General features: G+C 49.6%; 26 protein-coding genes. 15 read left to right on the forward strand and 11 right to left on the reverse strand.

The genetic code is table 11. The features are described from left to right. Positions 1 to 18 precede the first annotated feature (18 nt). From KCG55_RS06830 to rnhA, 3 genes are all read right to left on the reverse strand, one after another. Complete coding sequence (locus KCG55_RS06830; protein WP_254322500.1) at positions 19 to 1,212, reverse strand: LD-carboxypeptidase; 1,194 nt, start codon at positions 1,210 to 1,212, stop codon at positions 19 to 21. 73 nt (positions 1,213 to 1,285) lie between these two features. Next, a complete protein-coding gene (locus KCG55_RS06835) occupies positions 1,286 to 1,684 on the reverse strand; it encodes an HIT family protein (protein ID WP_254322502.1) in 399 nt (132 codons plus the stop codon). Between the two features lie 321 nt (positions 1,685 to 2,005). After that, positions 2,006 to 2,443: a ribonuclease HI gene (gene rnhA, locus KCG55_RS06840; protein WP_036473212.1), complete on the reverse strand. Its 438-nt coding sequence runs from the start codon at positions 2,441 to 2,443 to the stop codon at positions 2,006 to 2,008. Positions 2,444 to 2,561: 118 nt separating this feature from the next. On the opposite strand from rnhA, the gene KCG55_RS06845 reads away from it, so the two are divergent. After that, positions 2,562 to 2,951 carry a PH domain-containing protein gene (locus KCG55_RS06845; protein WP_003678731.1) on the forward strand — a complete coding sequence of 130 codons (390 nt, stop codon included), beginning with the start codon at positions 2,562 to 2,564 and terminating at the stop codon, positions 2,949 to 2,951. A gap of 12 nt (positions 2,952 to 2,963) precedes the next feature. Continuing rightward, on the forward strand, positions 2,964 to 3,833 hold the full coding sequence (gene tehB / locus KCG55_RS06850; protein WP_188209221.1) for an SAM-dependent methyltransferase TehB: 870 nt from the start codon (positions 2,964 to 2,966) through the stop codon (positions 3,831 to 3,833). A gap of 56 nt (positions 3,834 to 3,889) precedes the next feature. On the opposite strand, the gene KCG55_RS06855 is transcribed toward tehB, so the two are convergent. Both KCG55_RS06855 and KCG55_RS06860 read right to left on the reverse strand, forming a co-directional pair. Next, positions 3,890 to 4,390: a GNAT family N-acetyltransferase gene (locus KCG55_RS06855; RefSeq protein ID WP_188209220.1), complete on the reverse strand. Its 501-nt coding sequence runs from the start codon at positions 4,388 to 4,390 to the stop codon at positions 3,890 to 3,892. Positions 4,391 to 4,403: 13 nt separating this feature from the next. Next, the gene (locus KCG55_RS06860; protein WP_188209219.1) at positions 4,404 to 4,940 is read right to left on the reverse strand and encodes an isochorismatase family protein; all 537 of its coding nucleotides are present in this window, start codon (positions 4,938 to 4,940) and stop codon (positions 4,404 to 4,406) included. A gap of 153 nt (positions 4,941 to 5,093) precedes the next feature. On the opposite strand from KCG55_RS06860, the gene argS reads away from it, so the two are divergent. Then, a complete protein-coding gene (gene argS, locus KCG55_RS06865) occupies positions 5,094 to 6,812 on the forward strand; it encodes an arginine--tRNA ligase (protein WP_188209218.1) in 1,719 nt (572 codons plus the stop codon). 157 nt (positions 6,813 to 6,969) lie between these two features. On the opposite strand, the gene KCG55_RS06870 is transcribed toward argS, so the two are convergent. Together KCG55_RS06870 and KCG55_RS06875 are read right to left on the reverse strand one after the other, a co-directional pair. Further along, a complete protein-coding gene (locus KCG55_RS06870; RefSeq protein WP_003686136.1) occupies positions 6,970 to 7,326 on the reverse strand; it encodes an STAS/SEC14 domain-containing protein in 357 nt (118 codons plus the stop codon). Between the two features lie 18 nt (positions 7,327 to 7,344). Further along, positions 7,345 to 8,235: a DMT family transporter gene (locus tag KCG55_RS06875; RefSeq protein ID WP_070713294.1), complete on the reverse strand. Its 891-nt coding sequence runs from the start codon at positions 8,233 to 8,235 to the stop codon at positions 7,345 to 7,347. A 174-nt stretch (positions 8,236 to 8,409) separates the two neighbouring features. Between KCG55_RS06875 and KCG55_RS06880 the strand changes: the two genes are divergently transcribed. Beyond that, on the forward strand, positions 8,410 to 8,757 hold the full coding sequence (locus KCG55_RS06880; protein WP_101755303.1) for a hypothetical protein: 348 nt from the start codon (positions 8,410 to 8,412) through the stop codon (positions 8,755 to 8,757). A gap of 73 nt (positions 8,758 to 8,830) precedes the next feature. Here the strand turns inward: KCG55_RS06880 and KCG55_RS06885 are convergent, their stop codons facing one another. Then, positions 8,831 to 9,583 carry a CPBP family glutamic-type intramembrane protease gene (locus tag KCG55_RS06885; protein WP_254322504.1) on the reverse strand — a complete coding sequence of 251 codons (753 nt, stop codon included), beginning with the start codon at positions 9,581 to 9,583 and terminating at the stop codon, positions 8,831 to 8,833. Between the two features lie 205 nt (positions 9,584 to 9,788). Between KCG55_RS06885 and KCG55_RS06890 the strand changes: the two genes are divergently transcribed. Beyond that, positions 9,789 to 10,187 (forward strand): DUF350 domain-containing protein, encoded by a 399-nt coding sequence (locus KCG55_RS06890; protein ID WP_254322506.1) that lies wholly within the window; start codon positions 9,789 to 9,791, stop codon positions 10,185 to 10,187. A gap of 201 nt (positions 10,188 to 10,388) precedes the next feature. Here KCG55_RS06890 and KCG55_RS06895 read toward each other — a convergent pair whose 3' ends face one another. Next, positions 10,389 to 11,219, reverse strand: coding sequence for an outer membrane beta-barrel protein (locus KCG55_RS06895; RefSeq protein WP_063075970.1), 831 nt, complete (start codon positions 11,217 to 11,219; stop codon positions 10,389 to 10,391). Positions 11,220 to 11,653: 434 nt separating this feature from the next. On the opposite strand from KCG55_RS06895, the gene KCG55_RS06900 reads away from it, so the two are divergent. From KCG55_RS06900 to KCG55_RS06930, 7 genes are all read left to right on the forward strand, one after another. Then, entirely contained in the window at positions 11,654 to 12,667 is a 1,014-nt protein-coding gene (locus tag KCG55_RS06900) for an SPFH domain-containing protein (RefSeq protein ID WP_070838552.1), read from the forward strand. A gap of 203 nt (positions 12,668 to 12,870) precedes the next feature. Then, on the forward strand, positions 12,871 to 14,391 hold the full coding sequence (locus KCG55_RS06905; protein WP_254322507.1) for a DUF4178 domain-containing protein: 1,521 nt from the start codon (positions 12,871 to 12,873) through the stop codon (positions 14,389 to 14,391). A 1-nt stretch (position 14,392) separates the two neighbouring features. Beyond that, entirely contained in the window at positions 14,393 to 14,539 is a 147-nt protein-coding gene (locus KCG55_RS06910) for a hypothetical protein (RefSeq protein ID WP_168167199.1), read from the forward strand. Beyond that, entirely contained in the window at positions 14,536 to 14,916 is a 381-nt protein-coding gene (speD, locus tag KCG55_RS06915; protein ID WP_254322509.1) for an adenosylmethionine decarboxylase, read from the forward strand. The genes KCG55_RS06910 and speD overlap by 4 nt, the downstream gene beginning before the upstream one ends. A 90-nt stretch (positions 14,917 to 15,006) precedes the next feature. Then, a complete protein-coding gene (locus tag KCG55_RS06920; RefSeq protein ID WP_254322510.1) occupies positions 15,007 to 16,704 on the forward strand; it encodes a DUF4178 domain-containing protein in 1,698 nt (565 codons plus the stop codon). Between the two features lie 67 nt (positions 16,705 to 16,771). Beyond that, positions 16,772 to 18,382 (forward strand): NAD(P)-binding protein, encoded by a 1,611-nt coding sequence (locus tag KCG55_RS06925; RefSeq protein ID WP_254322512.1) that lies wholly within the window; start codon positions 16,772 to 16,774, stop codon positions 18,380 to 18,382. A gap of 67 nt (positions 18,383 to 18,449) precedes the next feature. Beyond that, positions 18,450 to 18,818 (forward strand): hypothetical protein, encoded by a 369-nt coding sequence (locus tag KCG55_RS06930; RefSeq protein WP_254322514.1) that lies wholly within the window; start codon positions 18,450 to 18,452, stop codon positions 18,816 to 18,818. A 102-nt stretch (positions 18,819 to 18,920) separates the two neighbouring features. Here KCG55_RS06930 and KCG55_RS06935 read toward each other — a convergent pair whose 3' ends face one another. Together KCG55_RS06935 and edd are read right to left on the reverse strand one after the other, a co-directional pair. Next, complete coding sequence (locus KCG55_RS06935; RefSeq protein WP_254322515.1) at positions 18,921 to 19,559, reverse strand: bifunctional 4-hydroxy-2-oxoglutarate aldolase/2-dehydro-3-deoxy-phosphogluconate aldolase; 639 nt, start codon at positions 19,557 to 19,559, stop codon at positions 18,921 to 18,923. Between the two features lie 90 nt (positions 19,560 to 19,649). Continuing rightward, a complete protein-coding gene (gene edd / locus KCG55_RS06940; protein ID WP_254322517.1) occupies positions 19,650 to 21,485 on the reverse strand; it encodes a phosphogluconate dehydratase in 1,836 nt (611 codons plus the stop codon). Positions 21,486 to 21,967: 482 nt separating this feature from the next. On the opposite strand from edd, the gene zwf reads away from it, so the two are divergent. From zwf to KCG55_RS06955, 3 genes are all read left to right on the forward strand, one after another. Then, on the forward strand, positions 21,968 to 23,413 hold the full coding sequence (gene zwf, locus KCG55_RS06945) for a glucose-6-phosphate dehydrogenase (RefSeq protein WP_254322519.1): 1,446 nt from the start codon (positions 21,968 to 21,970) through the stop codon (positions 23,411 to 23,413). 63 nt (positions 23,414 to 23,476) lie between these two features. Further along, entirely contained in the window at positions 23,477 to 24,172 is a 696-nt protein-coding gene (gene pgl, locus KCG55_RS06950) for a 6-phosphogluconolactonase (RefSeq protein WP_254322520.1), read from the forward strand. Beyond that, on the forward strand, positions 24,153 to 25,133 hold the full coding sequence (locus KCG55_RS06955; RefSeq protein WP_254322522.1) for a glucokinase: 981 nt from the start codon (positions 24,153 to 24,155) through the stop codon (positions 25,131 to 25,133). Before pgl ends, KCG55_RS06955 begins: the two co-directional genes overlap by 20 nt. The last annotated feature ends 67 nt before the right edge of the window (positions 25,134 to 25,200 follow it).

Genomic DNA, 25,200 nt, shown 5'->3' on the forward strand with positions numbered 1-25,200 from the left:
TTTTGATTTGAACAAGCCTTATTCGGTCACTTCTTCAGTAATGCTGTCGCGGTAGATGGTGCTGTCGTAAGTCGGCACGGGAGGCGGCAGCAGGTTGTTGAGCGTCAGCGCGGACGGGTTCAGCGTCGGGTAGCCGCTGAAGGTGACGGAATAACCGCCGTTGCCGGTACTGCGGACTTTGGCATGCGCACCCAACGGGAAAGTGGTTTTGTTGGTGATGTGGCCGAATGGGAAACCGGTCAACACAGGAATCTTGGCGGTGCGCGAAATGTGGTTGACGACGGCGGAGAAGTCGTAGCTGGAATCGTACGCGTCACGGATGGTGCCCATGCGGAAATCGCCGAAGATGATGGTGCGTTGTTTTTGCAAAACACCTGACAGATAAAGCGTATTGAGCATACGCTCGATGCGGTAAGGCTGCTCGCTGACGTCTTCGATAAAGAGGATGCCGCCTTGAATATCGGGCATGTAAGGTGTGCCGGCGAGGGATGCGAGAACGCTGAGGTTGCCGCCCCACAATGTGCCTTCGACGTTAACATCGGCGCGTTGGATGGTCGGAACATCAACGATGTTGACGTTGTTGGTCGTGCCGCGGATGAAGGAATCCATGGTAAAGACGCTGGGGTCTGCTTTGCCGAATTCGCTGTACACCATCGGGCCGGCAAAGCTCATCATATTGCCTTTGGCCAACAGGGCGAGTTGGACGGCGCACACGTCGCTGAAGCCGAAGAACAATGTGCCGCGTTCGCGCATTCTGGCGCCGAGTGAGGCGAAGTCGATTTGCGGCAGGATACGTGCCGCGCCATAGCCGCCGCGCAGGCCCATGAGGACTTTGGGCGTTTCGACGCGGCCGCTGGCAACGTCTTGGAAGTCGGCGGCACGTTGGGCATCGGAGCCGGCGAAGCGTTGGTAACGGCGGCTGCCTGCCTGTTGGTTGGTTACGGTAAAGCCTGCGTTGTAGAGGCGGGTCAGGCCGGTGGTTACGCGGTTGGGGTCTTCGGCGAAGCCCGACGGCGCAACAACGCGCAGGAGGTTGTCGCCGGAACGTGGCGGATGGGGTTGCTTAGGTTGCACGGTTTTGGCTTTCGCGGTGGTAGAAGTGGTTTTGGTTTGCGGCGTGGTGGTCGTGCCTGTGCCGCAGGCTTGCAACAACCCTGCACCTGCCGCGGCAGAGCAGGTACGCAGAAAATGGCGGCGCGTGGTAGAGTTCATTGAGGTTTTCCTTTCGTTATATGTTCAGACGGCCTGAACTTGGCGTGTCGGACCTTACAGGCCGTCTGAAAGTTTAAGCGATTAAGTTTTTGATTTGTTGCGGCCAGTTTTCGGGCAAGGTCATACCGTGTTCGCGGACGGGAGCGGCCCAAATCGGCGCGGGGAAGTTGGCGTCGTTTTCAAAGCGGGCGATAACGTGCCAATGCAGGTGGGGCACAACATTGCCGAGGCTGGCCAGATTGATTTTGGCCGGGCGGAAGACTTGGCGCATGGCGGCTTCAACCTGATACACCATTTCCATGATTTCGTTGCGTTCGGCAGGGGAAAGGTTGGTCATCTCGGAAACATGGTCATTCCAAATAACGCGGCAGAATGCCGGTGCGCCGGCTTCGTTGTGGACGGCGATAACGCGTAGGTTTGGCGTTTGCAGCAAAATGTCTTCGTTGTCGGCAGTGCAGATAGGGCAGGTCATGGGTTTTTCTTTCTCAGTCTGAATAGGAATCGGATGATTTCAATCAGGATTTTTAGAATGAGGTAAATAGCAGTCAGTGTGATGAATGTAAAAAACCACGGTTTAGGTATAAACCACCAAAATAAATAGGCGGGCGTGATTAAGTCGTCACATTCTTCGGCACTCTCAATGTGATCGCACAATCCAAAGTTAAAATAATCATTGACATTATGAAAGGGCGAATAGGCGAACATAAGTGCTATTGGCGTCACACAAATCAATGCAATGATAGCAATCCAAAAGAATGGTTTGAGATATTTGAGTACAGTCATGGGTGAAGTGTTATGCAAATTTTGCCGCCCCTTGATTGGCGAGCTCGTCGGCTTTTTCGTTTTCAGGGTGTCCGGCATGGCCTTTTACCCAAGTCCAGCGGACATCGTGCTGTTGAACCAAACTATCCAGCTCTTTCCATAAATCGTCGTTTTTGACCGGTTTTTTGGCGGCGGTTTTCCAGCCGTTTTTTTTCCAACCGTGTATCCAGCTTTCCATGCCGTTTTTGACGTATTGCGAGTCGGTGCAGATGACGACTTGGCAGCGGCGTTTTAAGGATTTCAGTCCTTCGATGACGGCGGTCAGCTCCATGCGGTTGTTGGTGGTTTCGGCTTCGCCGCCGAACAATTCTTTTTCGTGTGTGCCGTAGCGCATAAATACACCCCAGCCGCCTGCGCCGGGGTTGCCTTTGCATGCGCCGTCTGTGTAGAGGTAAACGGGTTTATCCATGGGCATGTCTTTGTCGAATAAGGCGGTATCATAACATAAGGCCGTCTGAAATATCGGCAAATACGGTTTGCGCGTGTAAAATACCCTGACTTATCACTCGTATAGAAAGCAGGCAGATATGGGATTGTTCAGCGGCCTTTTGGGCAATGCTTCGCAAAAAGACGCCGATGCGGTGGAACGCGATTTGGCGAATATCCTGATTGATGGCGAACAGGTAAAAATGGCATTCAGCCTGGTGCGCGATTTGATTGTGTTTACCGAATATCGGCTGGTGTTGGTGGACAAGCAGGGGTTGACCGGTAAGAAAGTGTCTTACCGTTCGATTCCGTATCGTTCCGTGTCGCGCTTTTCGGTGGAAACCTCGGGTCATTTCGATTTGGATGCCGAGCTGAAGATTTGGGTTTCTTCCGGCGAAGCGCCGACCGAAACCTTGCAGTTTAAAAGCGACAAGAGCGTGATTGCCATTCAGAAAGCCTTGGCAGAAGCTGTGTTGAAACCGTCAAAATAGAAAGGAAACATGATGAGCGAACAGCAAGAATTGTTTTGTTATAAACAGATGCCGGTGTGGACGGCGGACGAGATTCCCGAAGCCTTGTTGTCCAAACACAATACCGCCGCCGGTACTTGGGGCTGCCTCAATGTCCTCCAAGGCCGTCTGAACTTCAATGAAGTGGACGAAGCAGGCAATATTACGGCCACGCACGAGCTGACGCCTGAAAGCGATGATTGGATTATCCATCCGCAAGCATGGCACTTTATCGCGCCGCAAACGCAAGACACGGAAATTCAACTGTCGTTTTACTGCGAGGCGGCGGACTATTTCAATAAGAAATACGGCATGAGCGCGACACATTCGGCCGTCCGCGCCGCCGAAGGCATCGTACCCGTCGGTAAGGTTTTGGATATGGGCTGCGGTCAGGGCCGCAATGCGCTGTATCTGGGTTTGAAAGGTTTTGACGTTACCGCTGTCGATAATAATCCCCATGCGGTTCAAAACGTGGAAGAGCTGGCGCGTATTGAAGAATTGAATGTCCGCGCGTTTGAATACGACCTCAACGCCGCCAATATTCAGGAAAACTTCGATTATATGGTGGCAACCGTGGTGTTTATGTTCTTGATGCCGCGTTACGTTCCTGACGTGATTGCCAACATGAAGGAACACACCAACCCCGGAGGCTACAACCTGATCGTTTCTGCGATGGATACGGAAGATTTCCCTTGTCCGATGCCGTTCCCGTTCAAGTTTGGAGAGGGTGAACTGCGCGAATACTATAAAGATTGGGAATTGGTGGAATACAAGGAAGAGCTGGGCTCGATGCACGCAAAAGACGAATTCGGCAATCCGATTCAGTTTAAATTTGTTACCATGCTGGCGAAGAAACCGGAATAAAGGTTTTACCGTAAAAAGGCCGTCTGAATTCAGTTTTCAGACGGCCTTTGTCGTCATCAATCCACAATTCTTTTACCCAAAATCACCACGTCTGCCAACATGGTTTCCAAATCGCAGACTTGCGGCAGCCGCCCCCATTCTTCAAATCCGAAACGGTGAAACAGGTTCAGGCTCGGATAGTTGTGGCCGAACACAGGCGCGATGACGTTGCGGATGCCTAAGGACGGCGCGCGTTCAAGCATATGCCGCAACAGGATTTTGCCCACGCCTGCGCCGCGCATATCGTGGCGGACATAAACACTGACTTCCGCGCTGATGTGGTAGGCGTAGCGCGGATGGTAGTCGCTGAAACTGCCCCAGGCCAATACGGTGCCGTCGGCATCGTAAAGGGCGTAGATCGGGCGTTTGTCCGTGTGTGCGGCAAACCACATTTCGCGTTCGGCAACAGTGGTCGGCGACAAATCGGCCGTGGATTGGCGCGTGGCCACGGTGCTGTTGTAAATATCGACGATGGCAGACAAGTCTTGGCGCAGGGCAGGGCGGATGGTGTATTGCATTTCAGACGGCCTGTTATTGAATCAGTTTGGAAATAGTCTTAAAGGCCGGATGTTTGGCATCGCCGAGCAGTTGGAACAAAATACTTTCGACATTGGAAATGATAATGCCCTGACGGCTCAGTTGCGCCAAACCATTGTCGCGGTTGGCTGTTGTGCGCGAGGCGGTGCATTCAAAAGGCAGGGATACGGCGTAACCTTGCGCTTTCAAATCCAAGGCCGTCTGAAGCATACAGATATGCGCTTCCGCACCCACCAAAATAACGTTTTTGATGTCGTTTTTGCGTAAAATTTCCTGAATTTCAGGTAAAAACGCCGAAAATCGGGTTTTCTCGACAACGGGCATACCTTCGGGCAAAAGCAACGATACAGCGGATACGGTGTTGCCCAAACCTTTCGGATATTGTTCGGTTACGGCAAAGGGTACGTCCAAAGCCGTCAAACCTTGAATCAGCAGGCGGCAGCGTTCCACCATTTCGTCCGCGCCGGAAAGGGCGGGCAGCAGGCGTTCTTGAATATCGACAATCAGACAAAGCGTATTTTTGGGGTTCATGGCTTTTCCTTTCAGACGGCCTTTACAGCAAAATCGTTGAATCAGAATGCAATCATATAACAAGCCGCTGGAAAAGTATTGCAGCTTGCCCTGTTTTAAAGCCCGAAATTCTTTTAAAATACCGCCTGATTTGAATTGATAGAGACCGACAACATGAATTTATACCAAACCGTCGAACGTGAAGCCCAAGCAGCCTTTGCCGCTGCCGGTTTGTCCGACAGCCCCGTCGTATTGCAGGCGGCGAAAAATCCCGATTTCGGCGATTTCCAAATCAACGGCGTGATGGGTGCGGCGAAAAAAGCCAAACAAAATCCGCGCGAGTTGGCTCAAAAAGTGGCCGAAGCGCTGGCCGACAATACTGTGATTGAAAGCGCGGAAGTAGCCGGTCCCGGCTTTATCAACCTGCGCCTGCGTCCTGATTTCCTCGCCCAAAACATTCAGACGGCCTTGAACGACGCGCGTTTCGGCGTAGCGAAAACCGATAAACCGCAAACCGTCGTTATCGACTATTCTTCGCCTAATCTTGCCAAAGAAATGCACGTCGGCCACCTGCGTTCCAGCATCATCGGCGACAGCATTTCACGCGTGTTGGAATTTATGGGCAACACCGTTATCCGTCAAAACCACGTCGGCGACTGGGGTACGCAGTTCGGTATGTTGGTCGCTTATTTGGTCGAGCAGCAAAAAGACAATGCCGCGTTTGAGCTGGCGGATTTGGAGCAATTTTACCGCGCCGCCAAAGTGCGCTTTGACGAAGATCCTGCCTTCGCCGACACCGCACGCGAATACGTTGTGAAGCTGCAAGGTGGCGATGAAACCGTATTGGCATTGTGGAAACAGTTTGTCGATATTTCGCTCTCGCACGCCCAAGCCGTTTATGACACGCTGGGCTTGAAACTGCGTCCTGAAGACGTGGCAGGCGAATCTAGATACAACGACGATTTGCAACCTGTAGTCGATGATTTGGTCGAAAAAGGTTTGGCAGTCGAAGACGACGGCGCGAAAGTCGTGTTCTTGGACGAGTTCAAAAACAAAGAGGGCGAACCTGCCGCGTTTATCGTGCAAAAACAAGGCGGCGGCTTCCTTTATGCCTCCACTGATTTGGCGTGTTTGCGCTACCGTGTCGGTACGCTTCATGCCGACCGCCTGCTGTACGTCGTCGACCACCGCCAAGCCCTGCACTTTGAGCAACTCTTTACCACTTCACGCAAAGCAGGCTATCTGCCGGAAGATGTAAAAGCCGAGTTTATCGGCTTCGGCACCATGATGGGCAAAGATGGCAAACCGTTCAAAACACGCAGCGGCGATACTGTAAAACTGGTTGACTTGCTGACCGAAGCTGTTGAACGCGCCACTGCTTTGGTAAAAGAGAAAAATCCTGAATTGGGCGCGGACGAAGCGGCGAAAATCGGCAAAACCGTCGGCATCGGCGCGGTCAAATACGCTGATTTGAGCAAAAATCGCACCAGCGATTATGTGTTTGACTGGGACGCCATGCTCTCATTTGAAGGCAACACCGCCCCCTACCTGCAATACGCCTATACCCGCGTGCAAAGCGTGTTCCGTAAAGCAGGCGAATGGGACGCAACTGCATCAACCGTTTTGACCGAACCGCTGGAAAAACAACTGGCTGCCGAGCTGCTGAAATTCGAAGACGTGCTGCAAAGCGTGGCGGACACGGCATATCCGCACTACCTCGCCGCCTACCTCTATCAAATCGCCACTTTGTTCAGCCGCTTCTACGAAGCCTGCCCAATCCTGAAATCAGAAGGTGCAACCCGCAACAGCCGCCTGCAACTGGCGAAGCTCACCGGCGACACGCTGAAACAAGGCTTGGAGTTGTTAGGCATTGATGTATTGAATGTCATGTAAGTTTTTGAATAAAAACGATGAAAGGCCGTCTAAAACTTTGCGGGTCGCAAGGTTTCAGACGGCCTTTTTTATGCTTTGAAAAATATTGTGATGCCGTTGATTTTGAGCCTAAGCGGTTTTGAATTTGCTCAGGTAATGCGTTCAGACGGCCTTGTCTTTATTTCAAATTGCTTGCCAACAACCAAGCCTGTGCTTCGGTGGCATCGCTGAAGTATTTTGGGTGTTGGTTGGTCAGGAGGCTGGAAAGGCGCGCGCCGAGTTTGATCCAGATGTCGTCGGTAATAACGGCAACGCGGCCGAAGTCGGTTTCATGTTGGTTGAGGAATTTGATTTGCTCGACCGCCATATCGATGGTGAAGTCTTTCAGCATGGACAAGTCCAACAGGATGTCGGGCAGATGAACTTTTTGCTTTGCGGCCAACAAGGCTTCTTCCAATTGGCGGAAATCGTCCAAAGTGAACTCATTGTACAGCGCTACGTTCAAGCCGTAAGATTGTTCGCGGATGGAAATCATGGTGTTCTCCTTGTTAAATTATTGCTTCATCAGAAATTTTTTGATTGAGGCCGGAGTAAAACTGCTGAACACGCCGCCTGCAACAATGATAACCATGCCGGCGGCTTCCTGCCAAGTGATTTTATCTCCGAAAAGCAGTACGCCGGACAGGGCGGAGAAAACGACGGTCAGGTAAGAAAGCGAGGCAACGGTAAATTTCTTGCCAACCTTATAGGCGCGGGTCATGGCCAGTTGGGCAATCATGGCGGAGATGCCGATGCCGGCCAGATAGGGCAGGGAAGACGCGGTCAGCGGATGCCAGCCGGTAAAGCAGCTCCAAATGGCGGACATAATCAGGCCGGTAAGCGAGAGGTAAAACACCACGCGCCAGCCCGGTTCGCCTAAAAGCGAGAGTTCGCGCACCTGTAAATATGCCCAGCCCGACATGGCGCCACCTGCCAAACTGACCAGCGCGGCAAATTCCTGTCCGCCTTGAAAAGATGGATTGAGCAACAGGATAACGCCGATAAAGCCCATAACCAGAATGGCTTGGGTATAAAGCGTAATTCGTTCTTTTAAAATGAAAAATGAAAAGATGGCAAGCCAGATGGAGGAGGTGTAGTTGAGCGTGACGCCTGTTGCCAGCGGCAGATGTATGACGGAATAAAGCGTGCACATCATGGCAAGCGTGCCGATGACGCTGCGGTTGAGATGGGTTTTCCAATGCGGCGTGGAAAATGTGTTGCCTTGCGCTTTGGCCATGATGCCTAAGAACAGGGTGGAGACCAGCATGCGCCAAAAGACCAGCTCGCCGCTGGAAAAGCCGAAATGTGTAGAGGCGGCTTTGACGGAGAGGTTCATGACGGTAAAGCCGAGCGCGGCAATAACCACCCATGCTGAGCCGAGCGGATCTTTTCTGATGGTTTCCATTTGATGGGTATGTAAAGCGATTTTATTAATAAGAAAATATTATACAGGTCAATCAGGCCGTCTGAAAAATATCGTTGGGTTTCAGACGGCCTTTTTATTAGGAAATGAGAATTGTTATTGAATAATAAAGTGGGTTTTTATAGAATGGAAGCCCTGTTTTAAGAAAGGCTTGTCATGAAAGTATCTAATATTCCTGCTGTATTGCTGTCTGCTTTGTTTTCCATTGCCGTTTCTGCCGCGCCTTTGGGAGAGGTTTCTTCCGAAAACGGTAAAATTTTCAGCGGCGAAAATTACATGGTTGTTAAGAAAGACATGAAGAAAGGGGAGCAAATTAAGCCGCACGATCATCCGGGTTTTAAAACGCTGATTTTTGCTGTTGGAAAAGGAAGCTTTGACGTGACGTTAAATCAGACTGAAAAACATACTGTCGGCGCAGGATCGGTGTTGAGGTTTGGCGGCGATGCAGTGATTGAGGCAGTTGCAACCGAAGATGCGGATGTGGCAATTACTTTGATTAAGTAAACCGATAGATGATAAAAGGCCGTCTGAAAAATGATGTTTCAGACGGCCTTGTTTATTCAGTCAACTATTGCCATTAAGCGCAAATCAAATAGATGAAGCCGGAGCCGAAGATATCTGCCAAGGCGTGAATCAGGAAAAACGGCAGCAGGTTTTTGACTTTGTATTTGTAGAAGAAGTAGTACATCAAGCCGAAAACAACGCCGATAACGGTCGCCCAAAGCATACCTTGATAAGTATGGAAGGAGACGCGCACCAAGGTCGAATAGGCCAATGCCTGCCATTTGTATTTGTCTTCCACGCAGGTTAAAAGGCCGAGGAAACAGAATTCTTCGTAAAAGCCGTTTAAAAGGCCGTAGAGGATGGCCATCGGCGCAAGGGCGGCGAATTTGTCGAAGATGGATAATGGTTTGATGTATTGAAAGATTTCAGTGGTGAAGTAATTGTAGCCGCCGCTTAACGAAGTTACCGCATCGGCGGTCAGACCCATCAGGATAAAAATCACAGGCGTCCAAAACAATACGCCTAAATTAAAGCGAATCGGCAACTGTTTAAAGTCGAAACGGCGGATAACGAGGTAAATCAGAGCAATAGCAAGCAGCGTCAACTGCAGGCTCATGTTTTCAGAATAAGCCACGCCGGTTACCGCAGTATCGCGCACTTCTTCGGTAGCAGAGGCTGTTTCTACTTGCGGCATCAGGCTGGCGATATAAAGTTGGGTAGAACGGTAGGCAAATTGACCGAACAGGATGGCGGTCACAATCAACATGTCAAACCAGCGCAGATAGCGCAAAGGCTCTTTAGGGCGGATGGCTGCGAGTATGCTCATATTCTTCTCTTTGCTCTAATAAATAGCGGTGCGCAATAGTTACATAAATATACAAAAATCGTCAACAATTATCACAATAAAACATAAATTAAAAATCAGACCGTTTCAGACGGCCTGAAGCGCTTCTAAAAATACCATATTTTCCGAAGGGTTTATCTTCAAAAATATGGCATAATCACTTTATTGCAAACCAAGGAATCTTATCGTGAGTCTTTCTCTGTCCCAATATCTGCTTTACCTGCAATATATGTTGGCAGGTATCGCAATGACTGTAGTTTTCGGTGCCGTATATTTGCGGATTACCCCCGTCGAAGAATTGCGCCTGATTAAAAACGGCAACCTTGCCTGCGCCTTATCGTTTGGTGGCGCGTTAGTCGGTTTCTGTCTGACGCTTGCCTCAAGTATTGCCCACAGTGTCAGCTTCATCGATTTTATCCTATGGGGATTTGCCGCAGCAGTGATTCAGATTTTTGTCTATTTCGCTGCAACAATGATGATTAAAGGCGCTACCGCAGAACTCATTGGTAATAATGTCGCCGTCGGTGCGTTGTTTGGCGCAGTGTCTATCTCGATTGGCATTTTGAACGCTGCTTGCTTAACTTGATTTTGATGGTCGGTTGGATAGCAAAAGATGTGCTTATCCTAATTCTTACCTGGAAAAATTATCGGTAGATTTTTTTGACTGATAAGGTCTTATGTCTGACGTTATTAGCGTAATGGTGAGATTTGGTAAGTATCAAAAAATTCAGACGGCCTGTTATATACAAGGCCGTCTGAAATGTTTTAACTGCGTAAGTTCGCTAAATTAGAACGAGTATTGCAATCTTATGCCTGTTTCACGAGTGCGGTTTTTAGGTTCGATCGCGCCCAATTGAATGAAGCCATAGTCTTCTGTAACGGTGAAGTTTGAATCTTTAACTTTCCAGCCACGATAGAACGGGGTCAGGGTGATTTTAGAACCGTTAGCGAATTTTTTAGATACAGGTACTTCCACCTCGATACCTTGTCCACCACCTTGTTTCATTCTGGTTTCTTCTCGATTTGGTTCGTAAGAATACTGGCGGCCTTTCACGGCACGATTGTAAGCAATACGAGGAGCAATCTCAAAGTTTGCAGGAAGGGCAACATTTACACCGGCATTGATTTGCGCATATGTGGTTCGGTTTTTGCGGTCATAATCATCAGGATCGACGCGTCGGCTCAAATCTCTCAGAACACGGTGTCCCAAGCCTGCACCGGCAGTCAGGCTAAAGCGATCGTTAATCGGATGTGTATATTCATATAAGGCACGGATATCGTATGCACGGCGTGGGGCATCTTTGAGTGTGGCAGAACCATAACCTGTGGATTCACCAAATCCATTTTGGAAACTTCCTGTGTAATCTGATTTACCGCGGGAATAACGGCCTTCCAATTTCGCTGCATGGCGATCGTTGAAACGGTATTTAACCCCCGCATTAATAGACCACAGGTTGCCTTTTTGTTGCATTATTCGGCTACCATCTTGTTCATATTCGCGATAGGTTTCGTTGTAATATTCGCTGCCAACGGTAAATTCAACAGGGCGGGCAGCCTGTGCGCCTACTGCAGCAGACAGTGCCAATACAGCAAGACAGAAATGAGCAGAATTTTTCATGTAAATTCCTTTTACTTTGTGAAAATCAGTGTGATAATTTAGTGATATAGCATGGTGGATTTTATAGTATTTAATGAATATTAACAATGCCGTTGGGGTAATATGTTGACTGTTTGGTGTGTTATTTAATGATTTACCGCAAGTATTTGTCTTTTTTATGAGACAGTGCAGATAAAAAGTCTGGAAATAGTGTAAAACTAAGGCAATATAAAGTCTAATTTTGAAGCCTGTTGGTATGTTAATGTTTCTAGGTAGGCTAGTTGGTTTAACAGTAAAAGCACATACGGCTGCTTACTCTATTTTCATACATAAAGACATTTTGAATGTTCATATTATATGACATTCTATTTATATAAAATAAGCGATATAACCGGCCAGGTAAATTGACCTGACTGCCCATAAGTCATCCCTTCTTCTTCAAATAAGGAACTGCGATGTTCAACTTTATCAAGAAACAGTTTATCGATGTCATTCAATGGCCGAATCCTGATGACAGCCTGCTGATGTGGCGTTTTCCGATTGCCGATGAGGAAATTCAAAACGGCGCGAGTCTGACTGTGCGCGAGGCGCAGATGGCGATGTTTGTCGATGAAGGCGTAACTGCCGACGTGTTCGGGCCGGGGCGTTACACGCTCAATACGCAAACGTTGCCTGTGTTGACCAACTTGAAAAACTGGGACAAACTCTTTGAATCTCCATTTAAATCGGATGTTTACTTTTTCAATACCAAACAACAGCTCGCACGGAAATGGGGTACATCCCAACCTGTTACCGTGCGCGATGCCGAGTTTGGCGCGGTGCAACTGCGTTCGTTCGGTATGTATTCTTACCGCATCAGCGATCCGGCAAAATTCTTCAAAGAAGTCAGCGGTGTGGCGGCGCAATACAGCGGTGTAGACTTGGAAAACCAACTGCGCAATATTGCAGTCACCCAGTTAGCGGCCGCGTTTGGCAGCTCCGGTATCCCATTCTTGGATATGGCGGCGAACCAAGTTTTGCTGTCGCAAAAAATCGGCGAATTGCTTGGCGCGGAATTTGCCAAGCTGGGTTTGGCGCTGGAAAACTTCACTGTTGAAAGCATTACCTTGCCCGCGTCTATTCAGGCTGCGTTGGATAAGAAAATTTCGATGGGCGTTATCGGCGATTTGGGACGTTACACCCAATATCAAACCGCCGAATCCATTCCGCTTGCGGCACAAAATGAAGGCGGACTTGCCGGAATCGGTGCAGGTTTGGGCGTAGGTGCCGGTATTGGTCAGGCAATGGCGGGTGCCATGTCTGGCATGATGCAGCCGAATGCGCAACAGGCTCAGCAAAATGTTCAGCCGGCTGCCGAAGATCCGCAGGCAAAATTGGTGAAACTCAAGTCTTTGCTGGATGGCGGTTTGATTTCGCAAGAAGATTTTGATAAAGCTAAGGCTGAAGTGTTGAAACAGTTGATTGGTTAATCAATTGAAGGCCGTCTGAAAAATATCATTCAAAGAAGCGTTGAGCTGCTTCTGTGAAAAGGTTTCAGACGGCCTTTCGAATCATTTGATTGAGTCCGTTCGGCGATTTGGTGTGTTTCTAATCTGAAATCATTGATAAAACCAGTTGATATAAACGTTAAGACCGTCTGAAACATTCCAACCCATTCTGAAAAAGCAAATCCATGTCTCAAACTCCTTTCTTCAAAACCGACTGCCCAAGCTGCGGCGCACCTGTCGAAGCGCATTCTGCTTCTGCCGTGACGCTGGTGTGCGGTTATTGCAACAGCATGCTGGTGCGGCAAGATAACGGCGTTGTCGACTCCGGCCGCGATTCCGCATTGCTGGAAGATTTTAGTCCGCTGCAAATCGGAACCAGCGGCACATTTGTCGCGCAACGCTTTACCTTGGTCGGACGGCTTCAGGTGCAATACGACGATGGTGCGTGGAATGAATGGTATGCGCTGTTTGACGACGGCAGGGTAGGTTGGCTTTCTGAGGCGGGCGATTTGTATGTGATGACCATGCCGGTCGAAATCGATAATCCGCCGAAATTTGAAGACACGCGAGCCGGATTTAGCGAGCTGACTTTTCAAGATAAGCACTATATTGCCTCCGATGTCCGCAAAATCAGCTTGAAACGCGTCGCCGCGCAGGGTGAATTGCCGTTTGTTTTGAAAGAGGATACAGAAAATCGGGTTTCCGACTGGCGTTGCGAAAACCTTTTCATTACGCTCGATTACAACAATAAAACACCCGAAGCCTTCTTCGGACGGATGGTAAACCTAGATGATTTGAAGCTGGAAAACACGCGCCATGAAGATGAAATTAAAGAAAGCGCAGGCCGTCTGAAAGGCAGTATTACTTCAGAAAACTGTCCTAACTGCGGCTCATCCATTCATTGGGTAAACGGTCTGACTTCCCATCTGAACTGTCAAAGTTGCGGCAGCGAATTGGCAGTCGGCAAAGATAAAGCGGAGCTTATTACCGCCAATAATCTGCGTTTGTCGCAGAATACGCTGTTTACTCTGCCTATCGGCTCGACAGGCCGTCTGAAAAATAAAGAGTTTCATGTTATCGGCGCAATCCGATATTTAGAAACAGATGCGCAGGAAACATTCGACAACCTGTTCAACGGCGCCAACCGCGTGCTCACACCCGAAGGCCAATGGTCGGAATATCTGCTTTACAACCCAACTCAGGGTTTCTTATGGCTGGTTGAAGCTGATGAAGGTTGGAATATTTCCGAAACCTTGAACGATTGGCCGCGCCTCGACCGCAACCGCCAACCGCAAGGCTATGGCAAACTTTATGACTATGGAGGCAGGGTAGAAGTCGCTGCCGGCGCCTTCTATTGGCGTGTCCGAAGCGGTGATTTGAACTATTACAGTGATTACCGAGACGGACAAAGCCGTAAGCTTGGCGCAGAACTAAACAGTCACGAAATGGCATGGAGTAGAAGTACCCCCATTGCTTATCGGGAAATTGCAGATGCGTTTAATTTGACCAGCCGCGCTCCGCATTACACTGCAAACATGGCGGCAGACGGTATTGATAAATCATTAAGAATCATAATGACCGCCATCTTGGTTGTCGTTAACCTCCCTGCGCTTCTGACCGGTGACAGCTCTGCCGCACTTACCGTTATCTTTATAGGATGCTGGTTGTTGTGGACCATGGGTAAAAAAGACGAGGACGAGGATTAACATGTCGAGAATCACTTACATCATTTTCAGCACCATCATCATCGTCATCTCCATGATCATCAGCTACGGCTCTTCCGACTCCGATAGCTCGCGTATGCACTCCGGCGGCTATTATGGCGGCAGTGGTTATTCCGGAGGTCATAAATGACCCATGCCCCCGGTAATCATGGTCTATTGGACTTATACGGCTGCGATGAAGCCATCTTAAAAGATGAAGGCCGTCTGAAAACCGCTTTGGCAGCTGCCGCACAGGCTGCAGAAGCCACCATATTGACCGAACACTTCCACACCTTCGGCGGAGCAGGCGGCGTAACCGGTGTTTTACTGCTCACCGAGTCCCATATCAGTATCCACACTTGGCCGGAACACCGCTTCGCCGCCATTGACGCATTTATTTGCGGTGATATGAAATTGGAAAAAGTGAAGGAAATCTTGTGCAGGGAGTTGGGGGCTGAAAGGGCTGTTTGGACGGTTGTGCAACGTGGCGAAGGTATACTGGACGATATACAGCTCTTGGTTGAATAATAAAATCTGTCAGGCCGTCTGAACGCATATTTAATCCGTTTTCAGACGGCCTTAAACCTTGTGCTGATTAAACTGAAATATTGACGCTATATGGAAAAAACGCCTTTTTTTAAAACCGATTGCCCAAGCTGTGGTGCGCCTGTGGAGGCGTATTCCGCTACTGCCGTGACATTGGTGTGTGGCCATTGCCGCAGTATGCTGGTTGCTAGAAGCGGTAAGGGGAGGAGTGGATATTTTGTTGCCAATTCAGGGCGTGATTCAGTGTTGCTGGAAGATTTCAGTCCGTTGCAGATTGGAACGCGAGGCGTTTTTGATGATCGAAAATTTACGCTGATTGGCCGATTGCAGGTGCATTACGATGTCGGCGTATGGAATGAATGGTATGTCTTGTTTGATGACGGGCAGACCGGCTGGCTTTCCGAGGTTGGCGATTTATATGCGATGACATGTTTGCTTACTCAGAAGAGGAGACGGGGGCCGAAAAATTTTAAGTCGGTGAAAGCAGGTTCCAGTTCGTTGATCTTTAATGGCCAAACCTTTATTGCGTCAGACGTTCGCACCATACATTACCGTAATACCGATGCGCAAGGCGAGTTGCCGTTCAACCTATCTGGGAATCAAGCGACAGGCGAGGTTTGCGACTGGCGACGGGGCAATTTGTTTTTGACCTTGGATTATTCGACTTTTCCAATGAACTCCTACTTCGGACGCATAGTCAGTTTGGACAGTTTGAAGCTGGAAAATAAGCGCAGTGATGATGAAATCCGTGAAAGTGCAGGCCGTCTGAAAGGAGAGATTCTTTCTGAAAACTGCCCACATTGCGGCACTCCTGTCCATTGGCCAAGTGGTGTTACTTCTTTCCTTTTGTGTCAGTCTTGCGGCAGTAGTTTGAACACGACAAAAGATACTGTTGCGTTGATGGAGGCAAATGCCCAAAGGAAAGAACAAGAAAACCTGTTTACGCTTTCCATTGGTACGAAAGGCCGTCTGAACGATACAGAATATCTGATTATCGGAGCTGTAAGATTTGCCGAAATACCGTCTTATAACCAAAATCAGTCTGAATACTGGACGGAATATCTGCTTTATAACACGCAGCAAGGGTTTGCCTGGCTGATTGAGTCTGGAAAACGCTGGCGGTTGTCAGAAACCTTACACACATGGCCGGACTTTGATTCAAGTGGCAATCCTGCCGGTGAAATGTTGATTGATCATTACCGTGGGCAGGTCGAGGCAGCTGCTGGTGCTTTTTATTGGAAAGTCAAACAAGGCGATTTGCTTCATTACAAGGAATATAGCGGCAAGAAAAGTTATGGCCGGAATGTCATTCTGTGTTCTGAGCAAAGCAAGGATGAAATAGTCTGGAGTAAAAGCAGTCCTGTGTCTTACCGTCAAATGAGAAAGGCATTCGGCCTGTCTTTTGATACTAAGGAGATGCTCTCTTATTGGCTGAAGGGCGACAATAGAAATGTCGGGAGTCGAGATAATGTAGCCCGTATCATTGCCATGCTGATTCTTATCATCGTCAACCTTCCGGCCTGGCTGTCACCGCACCTACGTAGCCCTGTCGGCATAGTGGTCAGTCTGTGTGCGTTGGTATGGATATGGGTTTCCGACAGATATAAAAACGATCGTGATTACGAAGAAGAACGGGTAGGGACGATAATTTTCTTTGCTTTCATCATTTTCCTTACCGTTTTGTTCAACTATGTCCAAGCGGAAGACAGTGATTCATCGCATTCCGGTTCCGGCGGCTCCTATCATGGTTATTCGGCAGGGCATAAATAACGTGAGACCTGCTTAACCTCGTTGTACCGTTTTACTTTTATTTTTTCAGACGACCCTTTTATAAAACATGCTAACCCGCCGTCAATTTCTCAGCTATACCGCCGCGCTTAGTGCTGCCTCTGCTTTTTCTTGGCAGACTTATAAATACCTCAACCGCAAACCGCCGGTTTCTATTAACCGTGTTGGCTTGCCGTTGGGGCATTTGTTGCGCGACGGGGAATTGCTCAGCCCGCCGAGCCACCGTTATGAATGCAATACGTTGATACTCGGCGGCGGTGCGGCGGGTTTGGGAGCGTTGTGGTATTTGGCGAAGCATCATCACTGCGATGTATTATTGGCAGAAGGGTTTGAACGCAATGGCAACAATGCCGCCTATACGTCTTCAGACGGCCTGAAAGCGCCGAGCGGTGCGCATTATTTGGCTTTGCCGTCGAAAGAAAGCGTGTATGTGCGCGAGATGTTGGCGGATTTCGGTATTTTGCAGTCGGACGGCAGCTTCAGGGAAACCGATTTGGTCTATGCGCCCGAATCTCGCCTCTTGTATCAGGATAAATGGGTGGAACATTTATTGCCGAAAGAAGATGCGGATTCCAAACGGTTTTTTGATTTGATAGGCCGTCTGAAACAGGCTTACGGCAATGACGGTAAGAAAATTTTTGCCATTCCGATTGCGCTGTCATCGGCAGATGAGACATGGCGCAAACTCGATAATCTGACGTTCAAACAATGGCTTGAGCAAGAGGGCTACACCTCGCCCGAGCTTTTATGGTATCTCGATTATTGTTGCCGCGACGATTACGGGCAAGGTATTGGGCAAGTGTCTGCCTTTGCCGGATTGCATTATTTTGCCGCCCGCAATAATGCAGAAACCGTCCTCACTTGGCCCGAAGGTTTGGCGCATCTTTCTGAAAACCTGCGCCGTCATGTCGGTTTGCAGGAAGGCTGGCAATGGCCGTCTAAAAACCATATCCGTTTGGAGAAACCTGCTTCGGTTAATGTTTCCGCCGTTAAAATCAAACCGCTTTCAGACGGCCGGATTGAAGTGTGGCTGCGTGATAATGCAAAAGGGGAAACCGTTGCCGTCACCGCGCAACACGTTATCTCCGCCATGCCGCTGATGGTTGCCGCCCGCATTATTGAATCTCCCGAACAATTTGGTCTGGACATTCCCGAATACGCGCCATGGCTGGTTTCTAATTTTGAACTGCACAGTTTCCCGAAAGAAAAAAACAACAGCGAACTTGCGTGGGACAATGTGGTTTATGGCAGCCAAAGGCTGGGCTATGTTGTTGCGACCAACCAGCTTATCCGGGTTGCCCGTCCCGAACGCACGATTTTTACCGCCTATGCCGCGCTCAACTACGATACGCCACAAGCTGTCCGCCGCCAGCTGCTTGAATCAAGCGATGAAGAACTGCTCCAGCTTGCCGCCCAAGATCTGCTTACCGCTTACGGCGAAGGCTTTTGGCGGCACGTTTCCCATGTTGACATTACCGTTCGCGGGCATGGCATGAGCGTGCCGAAACCCGGCTATTTAAGCGATGAGGCTTTATTAAAAATCAGAAACCGAAATTCTGGATTATTATTTGCACACAGTGATTTAAGCAGCTATTCGGTATTTGAAGAGGCTTTGTATTGGGGTGTGGAAGCGGCACGGAAAGTGTTGGGGCAGGGATAATTGAATGGAGCAGATACTGGGCTAAATATCTGTTTGTATTCAAATTTCAATTCTAAAAGGAAACTATATGAAATATTTGAGCTTTTCTCTGATTGTTGCCTTAGGGTTAGGGAGCGCGGCATTTGCCTCAGCTGAAAAAATGCTGCCTCTGAATGAAACAGGCTGCATTGACCAACCTTTACAGGTTAAACGTGGCCAAGTGTTTGGTTTTAATAGTTCGGCAGATGCCGGTTTAGTGCTTTCATTCTCGCCTGTCAGTCCTGGTGTCGTTGTGAAAGACCCGAAAGGCAAACGGATTGCTTTGGAAGTAGGGGCTGATGGTGATGCACCTGAAAACCGCTTCAGTTTTGCCGAAATCAATCAAAAAGGACGTTACACCATTCGCTTCCCGCACGCGGGTAAGATTGAATCTTTGTGTGTTAATGCTGCCGGTTAGGATAAATATTAAGCCGAATAATGCTTGATTCGGTATGCCTGCAGTAAAGAAAGGCCGTCTGAAATCATATTCAGACGGCCTTTCTTTAACCTTATAACCTGATTAGGCTTTTGGTTTCAAAGCGGCAGCTTCGCGAGCCAGACGGGTGATGGTATCCCAGTCTTTGTTTTTGATGGCTTCTTTCGGAGTCAGCCATGAGCCGCCGACGCACAAGACATTAGGCAGTGCCAAGTACTCGGGGGCAGTTGCCAGGCTGATGCCGCCGGTCGGGCAGAAGCGAACATCGGCATAAGGGCCGTACAGGGCTTTGAGCATGGCTTTGCCGCCAACGACTTCGGCAGGGAAGAGCTTGAGGGTGTCGATGCCGTGTTCCAAAGCCAGTTGGACTTCGCCCGGAGTAGCAACGCCGGGAATCAGGGGGATGCCGCTGTTGTGGCTGGCTTTGGCGAGGGATTCATGCAAACCCGGGCTGATAGCGAAAACTGCGCCTGCGTTTTCGACGGCTTTGAGCTGTTCGGGATTGGTTACCGTACCCGCACCGACGATGGCGTTGGGTACTTCTTTAGCAATCAGGCGGATGGCGTCGAGGCCGACAGGGGTGCGCAGGGTGATTTCGAGGGTGGGAATGCCGCCTTCGACAAGGGCATGGGATAAATCGACGGCAGTGCTCAAGTCGTCAATCGCCATTACCGGCACAACTGCGCCGGCGGTCAGGATTTCGCGTGGGGTCAGTTTAGACATTTTAGGTCTCCGTTGGGGACTGTATCGTGATAGGGTCGTTAACATGGTTTCAGACGGCCTGTTTGTTTTAAAAGGCCGTCTGAAAAGGGTTTAGGCAAATTCGCCGCCGAAGCTCATGGCACCGGTTTCTGCGCTGCTGGTCATGCTGCGGAAGTTGGCGAAAAGTTCGCGGCCGCAACCTTGTTGGTTCGCGCTCAAATCGATACGTTCAACTTCGCGGGCGTTCCATTCGGCTTCGTTAATCAGGACGTTGAGTTCGCCGGTAACGGAGTCGAAGCGGATCAGGTCGCCGGTACGGATTTTGGCGATGTTGCCGCCCATCAGGGCTTCAGGCGTCATGTGGATGGAGGCCGGAACTTTGCCGGACGCACCAGACATACGGCCGTCGGTCAGCAGCGCCACTTTAAAGCCGCGGTCTTGCAGGATGCCCAAAGGCGGGGTCAGTTTGTGCAACTCGGGCATACCGTTGGCGCGCGGGCCTTGGTAGCGGACGACGCAGACAAAATCGCGTTCCAGCTCGCCGCGTTCAAATGCCGCCAACACTTCGCGTTGGTCGTTGAACACGATGGCAGGCGCTTCGATGATGCGACAGCCTTCGCGCACGGCAGATACTTTAATCACTCCGCGACCGATGTTGCCTTTCATTAGGCGCAGACCGCCGTCTGGGGAGAACGGGTTGTCGGCTTTGCGCAGGATGTCGTCGTTGCCGCTGGTTTCAGGGGCTTCGCGCCATTCGAGTTTGCCGTCGATGAGGAAAGGCTCTTTGGTGTAGTGGCGCATACCGTGTCCGACAACGGTATCGACATCGTCGTGCAACAGGCCTGCGTCCAACAATTCGCGGATGACGAAAGGCAGGCCGCCGGCTGCGGTAAAGTGGTTCACGTCGGCTTTGCCGTTTGGATACACACGAATCAGCAATGGGATGATGGAGGAAATTTTGTCGAAGTCGTCCCAGTTCAAAATTACGCCTGCGGCACGCGCCATGGCGACGAGGTGCATGGTGTGGTTGGTCGAACCGCCGGTCGCCATCAGGCCGATCAGGGCGTTGATAAAGGATTTTTCGGTCAACATTTCGCCCAATGGTTTAATGGTGCCGTTTTTAATGCCGCGTGCGAGGTGTCCGGCAGCGTAGCGGGTCAGGGCTTCGCGCAGGTCGGTATAAGGGTGGACAAAGGCGGCGGCGGGCAGGTGCACGCCCATCATTTCCATCATCATTTGGTTGGAGTTGGCTGTACCGTAGAAGGTACAAGTACCCGGGCTGTGGTAAGAACCCATTTCGCTTTCAAGCAAGGCATCACGGCCAACTTTGCCTTCGGCGAAAAGTTGGCGGGTACGGGCTTTTTCTTTATTGCCGATACCGCTGGACATCGGGCCTGCCGGAACGAAGATGCCTGGAATATGGCCGAAAGACAACGCACCGATCATCAGGCCGGGAACAATTTTGTCGCACACGCCCATAAACAGGCTGCCGTCAAACATTTGATGAGACAGACCGATAGCGGTGCTCATGGCAATCACGTCGCGGGAGAACAGCGACAATTCCATGCCGGCATAGCCTTGCGTGATGCCGTCGCACATGGCAGGCGTACCGCCGGCGACTTGTGCAGTCGCGCCGTTTTTCTGCGCTTCGTCTTTAATTTGGTCGGGGAAGTCTTTAAACGGCTGGTGTGCGGAAACCATGTCGTTGTAGGCAGTGATGATGCCTAAGTTGGGAACGGTATCCTGAAGCATTTCGATTTTGATGCTTTTAGGCATGGAGGCGTAGCCGTGCGCCAAATTGCTGCAGCCGAGTTGGTTGCGCTCTAAGCGTCCCATCTGTTTGGCACTGCGGATTTTCGCCAGATATTTTTCACGCGTCGGGCGGCTGCGCTCGATGATGCACTCGGTAATCTCGGCGAGTTTAGGGTGAATAGGAGTGGGGTTCATGTGCTGTCTCCTGGCAAAACGATGTGATAGGGATTTTGTTTGCGCGTTTCTGATTTTTGTATTGGGTGTTTTTTCAGACGACCTGGAGCTGTGGGAATAAATAATGAGTGCCGTCTGAAATGTTGAAGATTTCTCTTCGAAGCGTCTGCGTATTATAGTACAAATTCTGTAATTTTGTTACAAAATAATTCGCTAAGTGGAAGAAATTTGATTTAAATCGAGGTATGGTCAATTCGTAAAATGTTGGGCTGCAAAACTCATCAAACTTTTATGTTAAATCAAACAATTTGTAAAAATGAGAATGGACAAAATCTGTAGCCATGTGTAGTATTACTACTCATTAGCCCGCTTGTTTGAAATTTTGGTGCAGGCGATTGGTTTTTTATTGCTTATTGCTTAAAGGCTTTTGATTTTAATTGATTTTTATGGATGACGACAGTCCAAAAGTTTTGAAGCAAGCTTCCTCAACGAGAGATGAAACGATGAGTACACAGACAAATTTTGATTTGGTGTTGTTTGGCGCGACCGGCGATTTGGCAATGCGTAAACTTTTGCCTTGCCTGTATCAGGCGCATGTAGCCGGTTTGCTTCATCCCGAAGGTCGTATTTTGGGCGTAAGCCGCAGCGAATTGGATACCGCCGGCTTTTTGGCCAAAGTGGAAACGAATTCTAAAATCCATGTCAAACAAAACTTCTCAGATGAAGCGTGGGCGTCGTTTATCCAACGTATCGAGTATTTAAAAGTCGATGTTACAGAGAAAGGCGATTTCATTGCCTTGGGCGACTTGGTAAAAGCGCGCAAGAATACTGAAAATGTCGTGATCTATCTCTCAACTGCGCCGAAATTCTTTGCACAAGCCTGTGAAAACCTTGCCGAAATTGGTTTGAATGCCGATAACGTGCGCGTGGTTTTGGAAAAACCGTTGGGTACGGACTTGGCCTCTTCCCAGCAAATCAATACAGATGTGGCCCGTTATTTCAAAGAAGAACAAATCTACCGTATCGACCATTATTTAGGTAAAGAAAGCCTGCAAAACTTGCTGGCCTTGCGTTTTGCCAATGTGATGTTCGAGCCTTTGTGGAACAACAAATATATTGAAAGCGTACAGCTGACCATCGCCGAACAGTTGGGCGTGGAAGAGCGCGGCGAGTTTTACGACATTACTGGCGCATTACGCGATATGGTGCAAAACCACTTGATGCAAATGCTTTGTATGACTGCGATGGAAGCTCCGGCGAGCTTGGATGCCGATGCCGTGCGCGACGAGAAAGTGAAAGTCATCAAATCTCTGAAACCGCTGACCATCGAATCCGTTAACGAAAATGTTATTCGCGGCCAATATGTTGCAGCAAACGGCATGAACGGCTATCTGGAAGAAGTCAACGTTCCGCAAGACAGCTTTACTGAAACCTATGTCGCCATCAAAGCCGAAATCGAAAACGAGCGTTGGAAAGGCGTACCTTTCTATCTGCGTACCGGCAAACGCATGGCAGGCAAAGTGGCGGAAATCGTGTTGAACTTCCGTCCGCTGCAAAACCATATTTTTGACAACAGCCAACCTGCGCCGAATCGTTTGGTTATTGAACTACAACCGACCGAATCCGTCCGCCTTTACACTCAAGTGAAAACCCCGGGTGCAGGCAACAAAGTTGAAGTTACGCCGATTGGCGTGGACTTGGGTACAGCCGTAGAGGGCAGCCGCGCCGAGGCTTATGAGCGCCTGCTGCTGGACGTGATTAACGGCAAACTTGCTTTGTTCAACCGTCGTGACGAACTCGAAGCCGCTTGGGAATATGTGATGCCTATCCTGGAAAACTGGGCGAACAATACAACGCCTCCACATGCTTACGAAGCCCATTCTTGGGGTCCTGAAGCTGCACGCGCGCTGTTGGCCCGTGACGGCAACAAGTGGCACGAAGAGCAATAATTTTTCTTTCAGACGGCCTTGTTTTCCAACAAAAGGCCGTCTGAAACCATGAAAGGACGAAACATGTTTGTTTGGCACGAACAAGAAAACGCTGCAACTGCCGCGCAAGCTCTCGCCGATGCCGTTGCCGCTGCATTGCAAGCCGCGTTGAATGAGAAAGGCCATGCGGTTTTGGCCGTTTCCGGCGGTCGTTCGCCGATTGCGTTTTTCGAAGCTTTGTCGCAAAAAGATTTAAATTGGCAAAATGTCGGCATCACTTTGGTGGACGAGCGTATCGTTCCGACCACGCATGCCGACAGCAATACAGGCTTGGTACGCGAATATCTGCTCAAAAATAACGCGGCCGTTGCCACATGGATTCCCGTTGTTGAAGACGGAAAGTCTGAAACTGAATTACAACCTGAAGTTGTCGTTGCTTACGCATTGAAACATTACAAGCAACCTGACGTGCTGGTGTTGGGCATGGGCGGAGACGGGCATACGGCGTCGTTGTTCCCTCAAGCGCCTCAATTACAGGCCGCAATCAATGAAGATGATGACCCGACATTGATTCATACTACGCCGGTTACCGCGCCACATGAGCGTGTGAGCATGACTTTGGGTGCGATTGCCAAAACGCCGAATGTATTTTTGGCCATTCAAGGCGCAGAGAAAAAAGCGGTATTCGATAAGGCTGCTGCAAAGGCCGATACCGAATATCCGACCAGTCTGATTCTCAATCACCAAGGAATTAACTGCCATGTCTACTATGCACACTGAAGCTTATCCTCGTTTGGTCGCCGATATCGGCGGTACGAATGCCCGTTTTGCACTTGAAACTGCACCACAGGTTATTGAAAAAGCTGAAGTCTTGCCTTGCAAGGATTACGACACCATCGTCGATGCCGCCAAAACTTATTTGGAACGTGCAGGCAGCCCGAAAGTTTTGCATGCCGCCTTTGCGATTGCCAATCCGATTTTGGGCGACTGGGTGCAGATGACCAACCACCACTGGGCATTCTCCATCGAAACCACCCGCCAGGCTTTGGGTTTGGAAACGTTGATTCTGTTGAACGACTTTACCGCCCAAGCTTTGGCGGTAACACAAACCGATAAGAAAGACTTGATACAAATCGGCGGTCAAAAACCAATCGAGTTTGCACCTAAAGCCGTTATCGGCCCGGGTACCGGTTTGGGTGTCAGCGGTTTGGTGCACAGCGCTGCCGGCTGGGTGGCGTTGGCAGGCGAGGGCGGCCATACCAGCTTCCCTCCGTTTGACGATATGGAAGTGTTGATTTGGCAATACGCTAAAAACAAATACGGTCATGTTTCTGCCGAGCGTTTTTTGAGCGGCGCAGGTTTGAGCCTGATTTACGAAGCATTGGCCAAACGCGACAACATCAAACAATACCGTCTGAAGCCTTCTGAAATCACCGATAAGGCATTGAGCGGAACATCGCCGATTTGCCGTCAGACTTTAGATATTTTCTGCGCCATGTTGGGTACGGTCGCTTCCAATTTGGCTTTGACTTTGGGCGCGCGCGGTGGCGTATATTTGTGCGGCGGGATTATCCCGCGCGTGTTGGATTACTTTAAAACGTCTCCATTCCGCAGCCGCTTTGAAAACAAAGGCCGCTTTGAAGCTTATCTTGCCGCCATTCCCGTGTATGTCGTATTGAGCGAATTTCCGGGCATCGTCGGCGCGGCGGTGGCATTAGACAATCATTTAAATAACGTTTAAACACACAAACGGCGGTGCAGGGCAAGGTACGAAAATGTGCCTTGTCCTGAACGTCAAAGAATCAAAG

It is taken from the genome of Neisseria subflava, assembly GCF_024205745.1.
Classification (GTDB): Bacteria; Pseudomonadota; Gammaproteobacteria; order Burkholderiales; family Neisseriaceae; genus Neisseria; species Neisseria flavescens_B.